We start from the raw sequence: 15560 nt of genomic DNA on the forward strand, positions 1-15560 counted from the left end.
CATTTTAAGTCAGTTTAGAAGGAATCACAAGATAAAAAAAGAATAATTGTATGGGTACACATTGACTAAAAAACTATCCGACCTTAGCTTAAGGCCAGATAGCTCATCTAATTTTATTTTTCAGCTGTAAGGGCAGCCATTGTGATGTAGTTGTATGGTTTGTTGAAATGTGGCAAGAAGAATAGGTCTGTCAATGCCAATTTATCAATCGTTACATGCTCTTGGATAGCAAGTGAAAACATGTGGATTCCCATGCTGATAGCAGCATCATGTGAAACCATTTGTGCACCAAGAATTTCACGGTTATCTTTATCAAAGACAATCTTAATCGCTACTTCATGGTTATCATGTTTCATGAATTCTGGTTTTTGAAGATCGTTAAAGCCTGCTTCAGTCGCGTTGTAACCAGCTGCTTTTGCTTTTTCAAGAGTCAAACCAGTTGAAACCATGTGAAGACCGTAGATTGAGATACCGTTTGAACCTTGCACACCGATTCCTTCCAATTCATGGCCACAAGCGTTGTAGGCACCAACGATACCAGTACGTACAGCGTTAGATGCAAGAGCGATGTAGCTTGTATCTTTACGAGCATTGTCATAAATAGTCGCACAGTCACCAACGGCAAATACACCAGGAAGTGAAGTTTCTTGTTTCTTGTCTACAAGGAAGGCACCGTTACGGAAGAGTTCAATCTTACCATCAGCAAGGGCTGTATTTGGACGGAAACCAACTGCAAGGATAACCATATCCACATCGAAAGTTTCTTTATCAGTAATCAAGCGTTCAACTTTACCGTCACCCTCGATTGCTTTAACAGTTTGACCAAGCGCCAAGCGAATGTTGTGATCTTCCAAATTCTTCGCCATCATTTGAGTGAAGTCTTTATCATAGTATCCGTTCAAGACAGTATCAACGATATCAACAAGGACAACTTCTTTGCCAAGACGTTCAAAGGCTTCAGCAAGTTCAACACCGATATAACCACCACCAACAACAGCGATACGGTCAAGGTGTTTGCTCTTGTCAGCAAGTTTATTGATGACTTCTTCAGCGTTTTGGTACAATTTAACAAATTGTACATTTTCAAGAGTTGCTTTAAATTCGCGGTTTCCTTTAACAATTTCTACACCTTCGATTGGAGGCACGATTGGAGTTGAACCAGTTGCAAAGATTAATTTATCATAAGACTCTTTGTGTTCTTTTCCTTCAACTTCTGCAGTTACAACTTTATTATCGTAATCAATTGAGAGTACTGGTGAGTTCATGTAAACTTTAGCACCTTTTGCTTCCAATTTTTCTTTATCAGAGTAGAAGAGACCTTCTGAGCCATCAATTTGTTCCCCGATCCAAAGCGCCATTCCACAACCAAGAAATGAAACATTTGTGTTTTGGTCAAATACAACGATTTCATTCTCATGACCAAAGTTATCCAACATCGTATTAATGCAGGCTGTACCAGCATGATTAGCACCGACTACAACAATTTTACTCATAGAAAAATTCCTACCTTTAATTTTTAATTTACCCTTCTAGTATACCATTTAGTGTTAGCGTTTACAAGAGTATTTTCTCAGAATTCTCTTTTTTTTTTTCAAAAAAACACTTAATATTGATGAACTGCACCCCAAAATCTCATACTAAAACTTATTGTCATTGTTGCAACGAATTCTAAACGTTCTACAAAGCGCCAATTGCTTCAATACATGCTGACTGATAAGGCGGAGATTGAACTCGTTGAAATTAAGGATATCCCTGTTTTCAACAAACCAGCTGACAAGCAACTTCCAGCTAAAATTCTTGAAATTATAACTAAAATCGAGGCATCTGACGCTGTCATTATCGCCACTCCTGAGCACAACCAAACTATCTCAGCTTCACTCAAATCTGTACTTGAATGGCTTTCATGCGAAGTTCATCCATTTGAAAACAAACCTGTTATGATTGTGGGTGCATCATACTATGACCAAGGAACTTCTCGTGCCCAAGTTCATCTTCGTAAAATCCTTGACGCTCCAGGTGTCAATACCTATACCCTTTCAGGTAACGAATTCCTTCTTGGTAAAGCTAAGGAAGCATTTGATAAGGACGGAAATATCACCAACGAAGGAGCTGTTAAATTCTTTGAAACTTGCTTAGACAACTTTGTAAAATACGTAGGAGTCGTTTCAAAATTAAAAAAATCAGAACCAATCGAACCAGAAGATTTGGATTGTTGAAAACAAATCGCTACAACCATCACAGAAGTTGATCCTAACGATTCAGAATGGGTAGAAAAAGTTGCAGCAATCACTGGCACTATTTCTGGCGATACCTATGTCAAGCTGAACCACGGTATCCTGACAGTTAACCAAATCGATATGTTCTTGAAAGTTATGCCATTTGAATTGACATACGCTGACGACAACAACCAATTCCTCTACTACAATAAGGCTCACCAAGATCCAGACACCATGTTTGCCAAACGTGTAGCGCCTCAATCAAGTAACCGTATGTCGACTGTTCATGGATCTCTTCCACCAGCACGTATGAAGAATGTAGAGTTGATTATCGGAACACTTCGCAACGGGAACCAAGAATACGTCCGTACTATCCGTTCCAGGTTCTCCTGCAGGTATCATCAACACCAACAACTACCAAGCAATGTACTATCCTGACGGATCATATGCTGGTATCAATGAAATCGTCTTTAACTTCCAATCATGGCTTGACTGGTACCTAAAAGAAACAGGTCAACGTTTGGTAAGTGGTAGCGGACCATTTGCTCCTGCTGCTGGAGGACATGGCAGTGCATATGCCACATCTGGTGCTTCTGATGCAGGTGATGCTGGAGGACACGGTGGTGGCTCAGACGCTACATCTGGAGCAAGTAACTAAGAAACACAAAAGGGGTCATTTGGCTCCTTTTTTTATTGCAACAGAAAAGGGGATTGTAAATCATCTACAAACCCCTTTCATTTTATGAGTTAGGATCATCCAAACTACGACCATGTAAACCTTTTTCACGTTGCACTTGGCGTAGTTTTTCTGGCGTTACATCATTTCCTTCCTCATCCACGATTTTAATTCCTTCAATGTGGTGACGAACAGCACGACGATAGCCTTCGATATACTCCTCACGAAGTTTAGCTTGTTCCACTTTTTCAGCAGAAGTTAAGCCTTCTGTTTTTTTCTTTTTAGCTAGCTCGTTGATACGAGCAATTTTTTTCGGATCCATTTCTTCTCCTTTGTGATAAGATAAAGTCCGTTTATCAAATTTTATTTAGTATTAATTTGGTTAAAACGAGCAAGCTTAACTGCTTTTTGAGTTAAATGAGACAAGATAGCCAAACGATTTTGACGGACTGACTCGTTTTCAGCCATAACCATGGTATTCTCAAAAAAAGCATCAATAACTGGGCTAAGCGCAAAGAGTTGTTCTAATTGCTGACTTGCAGCCCCTGATAAAACGAGTGATTCTACTGCTTCCGCCAAGGCTTTCTCTTCTTCTTTTTCAAAAAGAGCAGAATCAACTGTTTCAGATCCTTCCGCCTTCTCAGCCAAGTTGAAAGCACGTGAGAGAGATTCGACAGACGGTTTGAAGTCTTCTTCCTTGCTTGCTTCTACGAGAGCACTTGCTGCTTCCAACATTTCCGCCACAACAAAGTTTGAACCTGCAAGTACCGCTTCCTTGATATCTTTTGGAGTAGAGCCCATCATCTTATCAACACGAGCCTTGATAAAGTCCATAACCTCTGCTTTATTTTCATAAGTCAAGCTGTCAAATTTCAAACTGTAAAGGCTATCAATCAACTCATCCATAGCAATGTGCCAACCAAAGGCATCCAAGATACGAACCACACCTTGAGTCGCGCGACGAAGGGCATAAGGGTCATTAGAACCTGATGGAATCAAGCCTACTGAGAAGAAACTCAAAATCGTATCCAATTTGTCTGCAATGGCAAGAATGGCTCCAATCTTGCTATCTGGGAGAGCTCCGTCCGCTGATGTAGGCATGTAGTGTTCACGAATAGCAGCTGCAACTACTGGAGTTTCACCAGCAAGAAGAGCATATTTCTCCCCCATAATTCCTTGGAGCTCATCAAATTCACCAACCATCCCAGTCAACAAGTCAAACTTGTAAATGGCTGCTGCACGGGCTAGGTCAATCGTTTCATCCGCTGACAAGCCTGCTTTTTCTGCCAAGAGAATAGCAATCTGACCAGTACGAATCATGTGTTCACGAAGGGAACCAATTTTCTCATGGAAAGTCACATTGTTTAATTTTTCAACAAGATCTGAAATGACCAATTTTTGATCTTCACGCCAGAAGAATTCACCATCTTCCAAACGGGCTACCAAGACTTTTTCATTTCCTTTGATGACATTTTTCAAATGCTCTGCATTTCCGTTACGGACAGAAATAAAGTTTGGCAAGAGGTTGCCATCTTGATCACGAACAACAAAGTAACGTTGGTGTTCTTTCATTGAAGTCACCAAAACTTCTTCTGGAACTTCAAGGTATTTGGCATCAAAACTTCCCATAAAGGCAGTTGGGTATTCAACCAAGTTCAAGACTTCGTTCAGTAAGTCGGCATCAATTTCAATATGTACACCATGCTCAGTTTCGATTGCCTTAATTTGGTCAACAATCATTTGCTCACGTTCACGTGGGTCTGCAATTACAAACTGACGACGAAGGTCTTCTTCATAGCTCAATGCTGACTGAATCTTAGTTTCTTGTCCCAAGAAACGATGACCACGGCTCACACGACCGCCCTTGATATCAAGGAAATCCAAGTCAAACTCTTGCTCGTCCAAGAGAACTGTCAAAGTGTGTACAGGGCGGATATACTCAAAAGTGTTGTTAGCCCAGTGCATGCTGACAGGGAAAGTCAATGACTTCAAGACGTCCACTACACCTGGAACAATGTTCTCAACTGGTTGGCCCACTTCTTCCTTGGTAACATAGACATATTCTTCACCCTTGATTTCACGGAATTCAATATCTTCAACTGTCAAGCCTTTCCCACGGACAAATCCTTGAGCTGCTTTGGTGAAGTTTCCATCACCATCCAATGCAATTTTCTTTGCTGGTCCCTTGAAATCTTCTGTCAAATCAGACTGTTTGTCTGCAAGACCAGTCACACGAACAGCCAAACGGCGTGGTGTAGAGAAAGTTTGAATGGCTTCAAAAGACAGACGGTTTTCCTTGAGGAAGGCTGCCATTTTTTCACCTAGTTGTTTTTCACTTGGAGTTACTACGTAGGCTGGTAACTCTTCAAGACCGAGTTCTACTAATAAGTTTTTTGTCATGTTTTTTCCTTTATATTTTCTTCAATCTTTTTTGATATGCATCTTAGGTACTGGGGGCGTCACTAACTAACTTTTGTGAGTCTGTAAGGAAATCTTATACCAAACAAACCAAGATTTCAAACAGGCTCATCAAAGTGGATTTAGCTGACTGATTTTTGAACCCAAGGTTTCAAAAATCCCCACATGACAGTACAGCGGTGCATATCCCTCTAGCAAGTTTTCGACTTGCCTCTAACGATTTTAGAGCACAGTATTACTCACTATTCTGCGTCTTCTGCTAAGAGTTTAGCCCGTGTCGCCTCATCCAAAAGTGGGTAGCCTAGGCGTTTGCGTTCTGCGACAAAGGTTTTGGCTACGACACGGGCCAAGTTACGGATACGAGCGATATAGCCAGCGCGCTCGGTTACAGATACGGCACCACGCGCATCAAGCAGATTAAAGGTATGTGAACATTTGAGAACATAGTCATAGGCAGGGTGAACCAAGCCTTCTTTTAATGCACGACCAGCTTCTTTTTCAAACTTATCAAAGTTTTCAAGCAACATTTCTTGGTCCGAAATTTCAAATGAATATTTTGAATGCTCGTACTCAGGCTGGATGAAAATTTCTCCATATTTTACGCCATCGGCCCACTCGATATCATAGACAGAGTCTACTTCTTGGATGTAAGAAGCCAAACGCTCCAAACCATAGGTAACTTCCGCAGTCACAGGGCCAGTTGCCAATCCACCAACTTGTTGGAAATAAGTGAACTGAGTGATTTCCATCCCATCAAGCCAAACTTCCCAACCAAGACCAGCTGAACCAGTAGATGGATTTTCCCAGTTGTCCTCAACGAAACGAATATCGTGCTCCAAAGGATTGATTCCCAATTTTTCCAAAGACTCAAGGTAAAGTTCTTGGATATTTGATGGAGAAGGCTTCATGACCACTTGGAATTGGTGGTGTTGGTAAAGACGGTTCGGATTTTCTCCGTAACGACCGTCAGCAGGACGACGTGATGGCTCTACATAAGCCGCATTCCATGGCTCAGGCCCGATAGCACGAAGGAAAGTGTAAGGACTCATTGTCCCCGCACCTTTTTCGTTGTCATAAGCCTGCATCAGCATACAACCTTGGTCATTCCAAAATTGTTGCAAAGTAAGGATGATTTCCTGGAAAGTCAATTTTTTAGACATTATTTACTCCTTTTTTATAAATTACTTGCGACACGAGTCTACCTCGTCGATCATACGAGGCAAGACGAGTTAGTACTGCGTCTAGCTCAGGCACTCTAGTGCTGAGCGTGGGGCAGCCCGACTATAAGGAGGTCTCTGCCACTGACGCAGTGAAATGTTAATTTCTTAGACATTGTTTACTCCTTTTTTATAAATTCTTATGACTTTGGATACAAAAAGAACCGTGTCTTTGCTCCTAAGCCTGTGACCTAGGGGCGTCTGAAACGCGGTTCCACCCTAATTTATTACTTCATTGTTTTTAAAAATACGACAGAAAGCGCCAGTTTCTTACCTTGTTCTACTTGGCTCCCACTACCCCAAGCTCGCTGAAGAACGCCATAAGACTTTCTTTCTCGTTGATTATTATATCAGAAAGAGAGAAAATTTACAATTATTTTCTTACTTTCTAAAAATCCATCTCATCCACATGAGGTGCACCGGAAACCACCGAGATAGTCTTTAAGATTTCTCGCTCTTCTTTGCTGAGTTCAATTCTAAAACAGTCAAGATTGCTCTGGATGCGAGAAGCCGTCACTGACTTAGGTAGAGCTAAAAAGCCTTCTGCCAAACTCCAAGCCAAGGCAATTTGAGCCACTGATTTCCCATGCTTAGCAGCAATTTCTTGGACTTCTTTCTGTTCAAACAACTCCCCTTGCCCAAAAGGTCCCCAAGCCTCTAGGATAATTCCCTTCTCTCTACAGTAGGTAACCACTTCCTCTTGGTAAACTCCTGGTGCCAAACGTACCTGATTAACCGCTGGAATGACTCTTGCTGTCTCAAGCAAAGCATTCAGATGCTTGGGAAGGAAATTACTAACGCCGATAGCATGGATTTTGCCTTCTTTGTAAAGATCCTCCATCGCTCGCCAGACTTCAGCATTGCGAGTTTTCCATCCGTCATTTTCTCTTAGTGGTTTTGGATTTGGCCAATGGATAAGGTACAAATCTAGATAATCCAATCCCAGTTTTTCCATTGATTCTTCAAATGCTTGGCGAGCGTTACCATAGCTGTGATTGGTATTCCAAAGTTTGGTCGTTACAAAGATTTCTTGGCGTGGAATACCGCTATCTTGAATAGCACGACCAACACTCTCCTCATTTTTATAGATAGCTGCAGTATCGATATGACGATAACCAGCCTTTAAAGCTTCTAAAACAGCTTGGTAGGCTACCTCTCCATTTTCAGCCTTCCATGTTCCAAATCCTAGAACAGGAATTGAAACTCCATTATTAAGGGTATATGATTTCATCGTTTTTCCTTTCTATGTAAAGAAAATCTAAAGAAACAAAGTCCTGATTAGCAGTACACTTGCTCCTTTAGATTTTAACAATTATTGATCACGATCGTAATAGATCTCATGAGCTTTCAAGCGAGAATTGAGCAATTCAGGAACGGTCACAAATGTATACCCTTCACCCTTTAGATACTCAATGACACTTGGTAGAGAATTAACAGAAGGACCATGGATATCATGCATAAGAATGATAGAACCATTACGAACTTGGTGTTGAATTTCTGTCAAAATAGCAGCTTCATTCTTACTCTTCCAGTCTAAACTATCCACATCCCACATGATAAAACTCAAGTCAAGGCTATTTCGAATATCATCAGTGATGGCACCATAAGGTGGGCGCATCAGTTTAGAGCTTGATCCTAAAACTTGAGTTAACAAATCTTCTGTATCAGTGATTTGCTTTTTAGCATCTTCGAGGGATAATTTAGAAAGGATAGGGTGATCCCAGCTATGATTTCCTACAACATGGTCCTCCGATTTCATTCGTTTCAGAAGCTCCTCATTTCCTGCGATGTTTTTGCCAAGCACAAAGAAGGTTGCCTTTACACCGTGCTTAGCTAGGGTATCCAAAACGTGTGGAGTTGTAGTCGGATTTGGACCATCATCAAAGGTCAAGGCTACAACCTTTTTATTTTTCTTGGCAAAGTAAGCTTGATAAAGTTCAGCATCTTTTTCTAGTAAATAAGAGGACTCAATGACATCAAAGAAACTGGATATTGGTAAAGCAATTTCTTCAACAGTCTCTCCAGAATTAGCAGGATAAAGGATGATTTGACTATCTTTATAATCAAAACTCCAAGATGCCAAATCCTGATCTGTGAAGTTTTTTACAACCTGATCAATATTTTTCTGGTCAAGTTTCTTATCTTCTAGAGTTGATTTGACCTGACTTAGTAAAAATTCCTTAGCTCTGCTTGCATTTTTAAAAAATTTACTGAGGCCAAAATCTTTCCCGTCTTCAGTCAAGAAAATTTTCCCTAAAGAAGTCTTTTCTTTTTCTTCAATCTTCGATGCAGATAAATCGTATACTTGCTTACTGATATTGCGAGCAACAACTCCCTTTAGGACAGGATCCAGCTGCTCAGTATAATAAAAGACCAGATCCTCTTTATTTTCTAGTTTTTCTTTGATATCCTGGTTGATTTTTTCTCTAATAGATGCAATGACTTCCTCTCTTTGCAGAGGGTAGTAGGCAATCACCTCAGCTTGCCCTTTTCGGAAATGGTCCTTCTGACTACCTGAGTTGAATTGCTGATCCTTTTCGCTTTTTAACGCTTCAATTTTTTGTTCATAAGATTGCTTTTGTAGAACCTTGTAGCCAATGGCACTTCCCAAAAGAATCATAGCGACTCCTAAGATTCCAACAAAGGAGAGCAATATACTTCTCTTTTTATCGTGAGAAACACGGTTCATATTTTTCTTCATGTTTCCATCATATCAAATCAAAGCTATTATTTCAATGATAAACAGGTAATCTAGCTCCATTTCAAAAAATCGAGTAGGGAGGACTTTCTCCTCCCTCTCACACCACGGAGCGTGCCGTTCGGCACTCCGCGGTTCAATTCAAATAGTAATCTAAACAACTAATGAGTCCTCGTTTTGCGAGGATTTCTTTTGTTATCTTGCGAAGTCCCGCTGTTTTGGCTGCCGCCTGATAATAGTCTGTAAATCCTACGGATTGTCTAGCCATCCACTCTGGTACACCTAGCTTTCTTAGTCCCCACATCCTGTTCTTGCTAGTTTTCCATTGTTTCCATATAACTATCCTCATACGATTACGAAGATGTTTGTCTATTTTAGTCATATTTTGTTTCATCTTACCTATCCTAAAATAGTTTATCCATCCTCTTATCACCTGATTTAATCTCAGTATCCTCTAGTCCATAGGCACTGACCACGAACGATAGGTTAGTTTCTTGAGCTTTCTCTTGAATCTGTTTATTGAATCTTTATGTGGTCTGGCTTCCCATTTTCCATTCATTTTCACAAAGCCAAATCCTAGGTACTTGAGCCTTGTTGGTTTTGTGACTTTGGATTTAGTAGCATTTACCTTAAGGCTTAGCTTCCTCTCTATCCACGATGTGACCGTATGCATCACTCTATTTGCAGCTGCACTGCTTGCAACGGTTATTATACAGTCATCTGCATATCTAACAAAGTGCAAGCCTCGTGCTTCTAACTCTTTGTATAGTTCATTGAGCATTATCTTACTAAGCAAAGGGGATAAGTTACCTCCTTGCGGAATTCCTATAGTGGTTTCTTCGTATTTCCCTTTTACCATAACTCCTGCTCTTAGATACTTAGTTACAAGAGATATTACATCTGGGTCTTTCACCGTTTTACCTACCAAGTACATAAGCTTGTCCTGTGGTACGTTATCGAAAAATTTTTCTAGGTCAATATCCACTATGTATGTGTATCCATCATTTAGATATTCTAGTAGCTCTACTATTGCTTGTTGTGCTCTTCTACCTGGTCTAAAGCCATAACTATGTTCACTAAATTGTGGCTCAAACATTGGTATTAGAACTTGGGCAATTGCTTGTTCTATGATTCTATCTACTACTGTTGGAAGTCCAAGATTTCGTACTCCACCGTTTGGTTTTGGTATTTCTACTCTGAGTACTGGTTGTGGTTTATATTTCCTTTTCAGGATTTTCGTTTTGATATCTATCCAGTTTTCTTTGAGGTATTTGTTAACATCTTCGACGCTTATACCATCTATGCCTCCGGCACCCTTATTGGCTTTTACCTTTTTGTATGCCATTTTCATATTTTCTCTGGATAATATTTGGTTCATTAGTTGTCCCATAGATTGTCTCACTTTCCTAATTTTCTTTTGTACATATTAGTCCTAGCTCCTGTGAAATGTTCACTCCGTTACGTCTTTGCTACTATGTTTCTTGTCGGACTTATATACTCAGTTTGATTAAGTCACTTTGACTTTTAGAATTGTTCAGCCCTTCGCTCCATTTCCATTACAGAAACTTCCCCACTACTATGGCTTCTGCTGACTTCTCACAGTTCGTTGTTACTAGGTTTTCCCTCTGTGAGACCTCACGGGATAAGTCGTCAGTCTTTCCTCATCTACCTGCCTAATTTACTTACATCAGTTACGTTTGCCTTTTGGACTTTGTGACTTTATGCCCACTCATCCTTTATGTAAGCCTTGATATTAGGTTTCTGTACGTCAGGCTACGATTTTGCTATTGCTTCTTCTCGCCATCACCTCACGATGATAACCTTGCAAGTTGCTATGAGGTTCGTCGGAAACTACGCCCTACGTGGACTTTCACCACAGACTGACGGCATGCCCGTCATACATAAAGAAAAAGCTTAGAGTTCTCTAAGCTTCTATTTTAAAAGCGAATTGCTTCACGTGTTTTTTCATATGAAGTCACAAAACGGTTTGTAACTCCTGGTTCTGCAACTTCCAAGGCTTGAGAAATCTTCTCAAATGATGCCTGGTAGTCAAACTCTTTTTCAAAAATTTCAAGCGCTTTATTAAAAGTCTCTTGGATGCGTTCATCAAATGACCGGTAGCGATTTGAGTATTGGAGAAGTTGCTCTGTCAAAGTTGCATACTGAACAATGTCATATGTTTCTGTCTCAAGTACTGCCATATCATTCGTTGCAATTTCAAGAATTCGCTTAACAGATTCAATATTAACCTGCGGTTGTTCTAGCTCCGCCATCAAATCTTCTGTGTTATGACTTGCCGTAAAGAAGAGTTTCAAAAAATTTTGAGGGATTCCTGGTAAGTTTCGCTTCTCCATGTAACGTTTGATAGTGTGCAAACGATTCACATAGACATTTGCTTTTTGGCGAGCATTGAGGTCATCTTTTTCAATTTGCGTAAGTCGTTCGCTCACAGAAATTTGCTCATCTTCAATATCTTTGAGATTGCTTTGAAGCATTTCCAACTGTTCTTCAAGAACAGAATAGACTTGAGCAGATTCTCTTTGTTCCTCTGTTACTTCTAAAATAGCGGTATCAAGTGCAGCTAATTCTTCTTGAAGTCGGCGGACATGATTTCCATCACTTTCTGGAAGAAGGTAAGTTTTATTTAGGCGTTCAAGCTCCTGAACAAGCACCTGGTTATTTTCCTTCAAATGGTTAAGATAGGTTGGAAGTGTTGAGAGGAGATTCTCAACGACTTTTTGAGCCTCAATTTCACGAGTGAAAATATCATAAAGTGCATTGATTTCTTCTTGAATGCGATTATTTTCATACTCTGCATTGTCCAACTCCAACTGACGAATGTTTTCTTGATTATTCTTCAAAGATTCATGCAAAAGTTGGAAACGTGACTCAATATCTGTTTCGATAAAGTGGTAGTTGGCATCCAACAGCTTACGATAGCCTTCTTCCAAATCTGCTAATTGGTCCGGTAATTCCTTTGTCAAGGTTTCAACAAGAGCTGGAATACGATCAACAATATGCGTTAGAGCAAGAATATGATTTTCAGTATCATCTAAGATTGCTGCAGCTTCAACTGGGTCACCTGATGAGTTAAGGGTAACGAATTGAGAGAATTCCGATTGGATATTTTCCAATTGTTTCTCAATCTCAGGAAGAGCTTTCCCATATTTCTCTGAGTCCTCTGCAACCGTATGTTGAAGGGTTTCAAACAAGTCCAAAGCATGTAGGACGCGACCACTGTTCTTAGACTCTTGCTTTTCGAGTTCAGAAAGGGCATTGCGAATAACTGCAATATCCTCTTCAATCAAACTAATCTGGCTTTCAATTTGATCAATCTTGTGAGCCGCTTTGAAGAAACGAAAAGAATTATTGTAGTTTTCAGCTTCAAAGACGTGATTTTCGATGTCTGCAAATGAGTTCAGAGATAAATCAACCCATTTTTGATTCCATTCACGAAAGGTTACCTGACTTTGACCAATCAAGTGCATATTTTTAACGGCTTCAACCTCATCATTTACAGGAAGATTGTAGAGTTCTTCTTTTCTTTCTTCAAGCGCCGTTAATCTGCTTACATTACGCTTACGTAGAAAAATGGCTGTTACATAAGCTAAAATCAAAATGATCGCGATCGCAACCATTAGATAAATTAGTTGTCCATTAGACATATCAAACTCCTTTTATACTAGAAACAATCGTAATGATTATATCATATTTTTTAAACCAAGGGAACTACTTCTCCCGTTTTTTTAGACATCAAGTGTACTATAGACAGCATTTTCTTCGATAAACTCACGACGAGGTTCTACTCTATCACCCATCAACATATCAAAGATTTTATCTGCTTCTGCAGCATCATCCACAGAAACTCTGGCCATCAAGCGATGTTCTGGATCCATGGTTGTTTCCCACAATTGGTGGTCATCCATTTCACCCAAACCTTTATAACGCTGAATGGTTGGTTTGGTACGACCTTCACTATAACGGGCTAAAGCTTCTTGGAGTTTGACTTCTTGATCTGCACCTGGCTGGATGTATTCTTTAATCTCGCTTCCAACCTTGACACCATAGATTGGTGGTTGGGCAATATAAACATAACCAGCTTCTAGGATTGGTTTCATGTAGCGGTAAATCAAGGTTAAAAGAAGGGTACGAATGTGGGCCCCATCGACATCGGCATCGGTCATCAAAACGAGTTTTTGGTAACGGGCTTTTGAAACATCGAATTCTGCGCCAAATCCTGTTCCCATGGCTGTGAAAAGACTACGAATTTCTTCGTTAGCAAGAATCTTATCCATGCTTGCCTTTTCAACATTCAAAATCTTACCGCGAATTGGAAGGATAGCCTGGAATTCACGGTTACGACCAGATTTGGCTGATCCACCCGCTGAGTCTCCTTCGACGATGAAGAGTTCTGTTTCCGCAGGATTGTTAGAAGAACAGTCTGCTAGTTTCCCTGGAAGGTTAGAAATTTCTAAACCAGATTTTTTACGAGTGACTTCACGCGCACGCTTGGCAGCCACACGAGCCTTAGCAGCCAAAATTCCTTTTTCCACGATACGCTTGGCAATCTGTGGATTTTCCATGAGAAAATCAGAGAAGGCATCGCTGAAGAGGCGATTGGTAATCTTGACTACTTCGCTATTGCCCAGTTTGGTCTTGGTTTGTCCTTCAAACTGCGGATTTGGATGCTTGACAGAGATCACAGCAGTCAAGCCTTCACGGACATCTTCCCCTGTTAGGTTGTCTTCATTGTCTTTTAGTAATTTATTTTTACGAGCATAATCATTGATAACACGCGTCAGTGCTGTACGGAAACCTTGTTCATGCGTTCCACCTTCATGGGTGTGAATATTATTGGCGAAACTCATGACGTTTTCGTGGTAACCGGTTGTGTACTGCATGGCTACTTCAACAGTAATATCATCCATCTCACCGTCTGTGTAGATTGGTGTGTCAAAGATAACATCCTTATTCTCATTGATATATTCAACGTAACTAGCAATCCCACCTTCATAGTGGTAATGTTTGCTTTGTTCGAGACCTTCACGTTTATCTGTGATGGAGATTCGAAGACCTCGGTTCAAAAAGGCTAGTTCTTGAATACGTTTGTTTAATTTGTCAAAATCAAAGGTCGTTGTTTCTGTAAAAATCTCTGGATCCGGCGTGAAATGAACTGTTGTTCCGGTTCTATCCGTGTCTCCAACCACCTCAAGATCCGCAACGACATTCCCACGATGGTATTCTTGATAATAAATTTTTCCGTTTTTATGAACCCGAACATCTAGTTGAGTTGAGAGGGCATTTACTACTGATGAACCTACACCGTGCAATCCACCTGAGACCTTGTATCCGCCACCGCCGAACTTCCCTCCAGCGTGAAGAACAGTAAAGACGGTCTCAACAGCAGGACGTCCTGTCTTTTCCTGAATGTCAACAGGAATTCCACGCCCATCATCCACAACGGTGATAGAATTATCAGGCTCTATAAAGACTTGGATATGACTGGCAAATCCAGCTAGGGCTTCGTCAATTGAATTATCAACGATTTCCCAAACTAGATGGTGAAGGCCCTCTTTTGAAGTCGATCCAATATACATACCTGGACGCATACGAACGGCTTCCAGCCCCTCCAAAACTTGAATTTGACTGGCATCATAATCCTGTGCCTGTTGATTTTTAATTTCTTCTGTCATTTTTTCCCTTTTCTTACATGTCTATTGCTTGTCTCAGTGTTGCAACGTTTTTAAAAAGATAGGCATCTAATCCAGCAGATTTACCTGCTTCTACATCAATATTCCTGTCTCCAATGACCAAACCGGATGAGATATGATATTTATCACGTAAATAAATCATGGACTCAGGCTCTGGTTTTCGTTTGAAACCGGAACTGGCAGTCACGACTTCTGTGAAATAGTCGGCTACCTGAGTCTTTGCAAGAAGTTCTAGAACTTGGTCATTTCGATGAGAAACTAAGAAATGACGCCCCCTCTTGTCAGAAATGTCTTTGAGTAGTTCTGGAATCCCTTCAAACAAAACTGGATACTCTAGCTCACGCGCTTCATTTTCTTTGTAGTTTTCTAAAAAATTCTCGATGTCTGGGGCAAACTTCTCAATGGCAAAAGCTGTCGAAACCTTCAAGGCTTCGTAAACACGGTCGTGTTCTTGCTCTATTCCGTATTGGGCTAAGGTCTCTACAAAGGCTGCTGTAGAAGTCTCATAATTATCCAATAGGGTACCACCTAAATCCCATATGTAGTCGTGATATTTCATAGCTTTCATTATACCATTTTTTCGTTAAAAAAGCGATGATTTCCTAGATTTTTCCAAGCAAAAAC

At 40.4% G+C, this 15560-nt stretch carries 9 protein-coding genes and 2 pseudogenes; 1 reads left to right on the plus strand and 10 read right to left on the minus strand.

The annotated features are described in order from the left end of the window. Positions 1 to 113: 113 nt before the first annotated feature. The gene (gene nox / locus OVN21_RS10060; protein ID WP_267248311.1) at positions 114 to 1493 is read right to left on the minus strand and encodes a H2O-forming NADH oxidase; all 1380 of its coding nucleotides are present in this window, start codon (positions 1491 to 1493) and stop codon (positions 114 to 116) included. A 198-nt stretch (positions 1494 to 1691) separates the two neighbouring features. Here nox and OVN21_RS10065 point away from each other — a divergent pair. Further along, positions 1692 to 2874: pseudogene (locus OVN21_RS10065) on the plus strand (NAD(P)H-dependent oxidoreductase). Between the two features lie 82 nt (positions 2875 to 2956). Here the strand turns inward: OVN21_RS10065 and OVN21_RS10070 are convergent. The 9 genes and pseudogenes from OVN21_RS10070 to OVN21_RS10110 form a co-directional block, all read right to left on the minus strand. Then, the gene (locus OVN21_RS10070; RefSeq protein ID WP_267248312.1) at positions 2957 to 3214 is read right to left on the minus strand and encodes a DUF896 family protein; all 258 of its coding nucleotides are present in this window, start codon (positions 3212 to 3214) and stop codon (positions 2957 to 2959) included. Between the two features lie 41 nt (positions 3215 to 3255). Beyond that, positions 3256 to 5292: a glycine--tRNA ligase subunit beta gene (gene glyS / locus OVN21_RS10075; protein WP_267248313.1), complete on the minus strand. Its 2037-nt coding sequence runs from the start codon at positions 5290 to 5292 to the stop codon at positions 3256 to 3258. A gap of 260 nt (positions 5293 to 5552) precedes the next feature. Beyond that, positions 5553 to 6470, minus strand: a complete 918-nt coding sequence (gene glyQ, locus OVN21_RS10080) for a glycine--tRNA ligase subunit alpha (RefSeq protein ID WP_267248314.1) — start codon at positions 6468 to 6470, stop codon at positions 5553 to 5555. 445 nt (positions 6471 to 6915) lie between these two features. Then, positions 6916 to 7758 carry an aldo/keto reductase gene (locus tag OVN21_RS10085; RefSeq protein ID WP_267248315.1) on the minus strand — a complete coding sequence of 281 codons (843 nt, stop codon included), beginning with the start codon at positions 7756 to 7758 and terminating at the stop codon, positions 6916 to 6918. Between the two features lie 81 nt (positions 7759 to 7839). Next, positions 7840 to 9228: a peptidoglycan-N-acetylglucosamine deacetylase PgdA gene (gene pgdA / locus OVN21_RS10090; protein WP_267248316.1), complete on the minus strand. Its 1389-nt coding sequence runs from the start codon at positions 9226 to 9228 to the stop codon at positions 7840 to 7842. 133 nt (positions 9229 to 9361) lie between these two features. After that, positions 9362 to 10615 (minus strand): annotated as a pseudogene (gene ltrA, locus OVN21_RS10095) (group II intron reverse transcriptase/maturase). Between the two features lie 547 nt (positions 10616 to 11162). Then, positions 11163 to 12890, minus strand: coding sequence for a septation ring formation regulator EzrA (ezrA, locus tag OVN21_RS10100; protein WP_267248317.1), 1728 nt, complete (start codon positions 12888 to 12890; stop codon positions 11163 to 11165). 81 nt (positions 12891 to 12971) lie between these two features. Then, the gene (gyrB, locus tag OVN21_RS10105) at positions 12972 to 14918 is read right to left on the minus strand and encodes a DNA topoisomerase (ATP-hydrolyzing) subunit B (RefSeq protein ID WP_267248318.1); all 1947 of its coding nucleotides are present in this window, start codon (positions 14916 to 14918) and stop codon (positions 12972 to 12974) included. 13 nt (positions 14919 to 14931) lie between these two features. Continuing rightward, positions 14932 to 15495, minus strand: coding sequence for an HAD-IA family hydrolase (locus OVN21_RS10110; protein ID WP_267248328.1), 564 nt, complete (start codon positions 15493 to 15495; stop codon positions 14932 to 14934). Positions 15496 to 15560 lie beyond the last annotated feature (65 nt).

The sequence above is a fragment of the Streptococcus sp. Marseille-Q5986 genome (assembly GCF_946902915.1).
GTDB lineage: Bacteria > Bacillota > Bacilli > Lactobacillales > Streptococcaceae > Streptococcus.

Coding starts and splice junctions, on each gene's coding strand:
- nox (WP_267248311.1), bottom strand. CDS start 1,493: ATGAGTAAAATTGTTGTAGTCGGTGCTAATCATGCTGGTACAGCCTGC.
- OVN21_RS10070 (WP_267248312.1), bottom strand. CDS start 3,214: ATGGATCCGAAAAAAATTGCTCGTATCAACGAGCTAGCTAAAAAGAAA.
- glyS (WP_267248313.1), bottom strand. CDS start 5,292: ATGACAAAAAACTTATTAGTAGAACTCGGTCTTGAAGAGTTACCAGCC.
- glyQ (WP_267248314.1), bottom strand. CDS start 6,470: ATGTCTAAAAAATTGACTTTCCAGGAAATCATCCTTACTTTGCAACAA.
- OVN21_RS10085 (WP_267248315.1), bottom strand. CDS start 7,758: ATGAAATCATATACCCTTAATAATGGAGTTTCAATTCCTGTTCTAGGA.
- pgdA (WP_267248316.1), bottom strand. CDS start 9,228: ATGAAGAAAAATATGAACCGTGTTTCTCACGATAAAAAGAGAAGTATA.
- ezrA (WP_267248317.1), bottom strand. CDS start 12,890: ATGTCTAATGGACAACTAATTTATCTAATGGTTGCGATCGCGATCATT.
- gyrB (WP_267248318.1), bottom strand. CDS start 14,918: ATGACAGAAGAAATTAAAAATCAACAGGCACAGGATTATGATGCCAGT.
- OVN21_RS10110 (WP_267248328.1), bottom strand. CDS start 15,495: ATGAAATATCACGACTACATATGGGATTTAGGTGGTACCCTATTGGAT.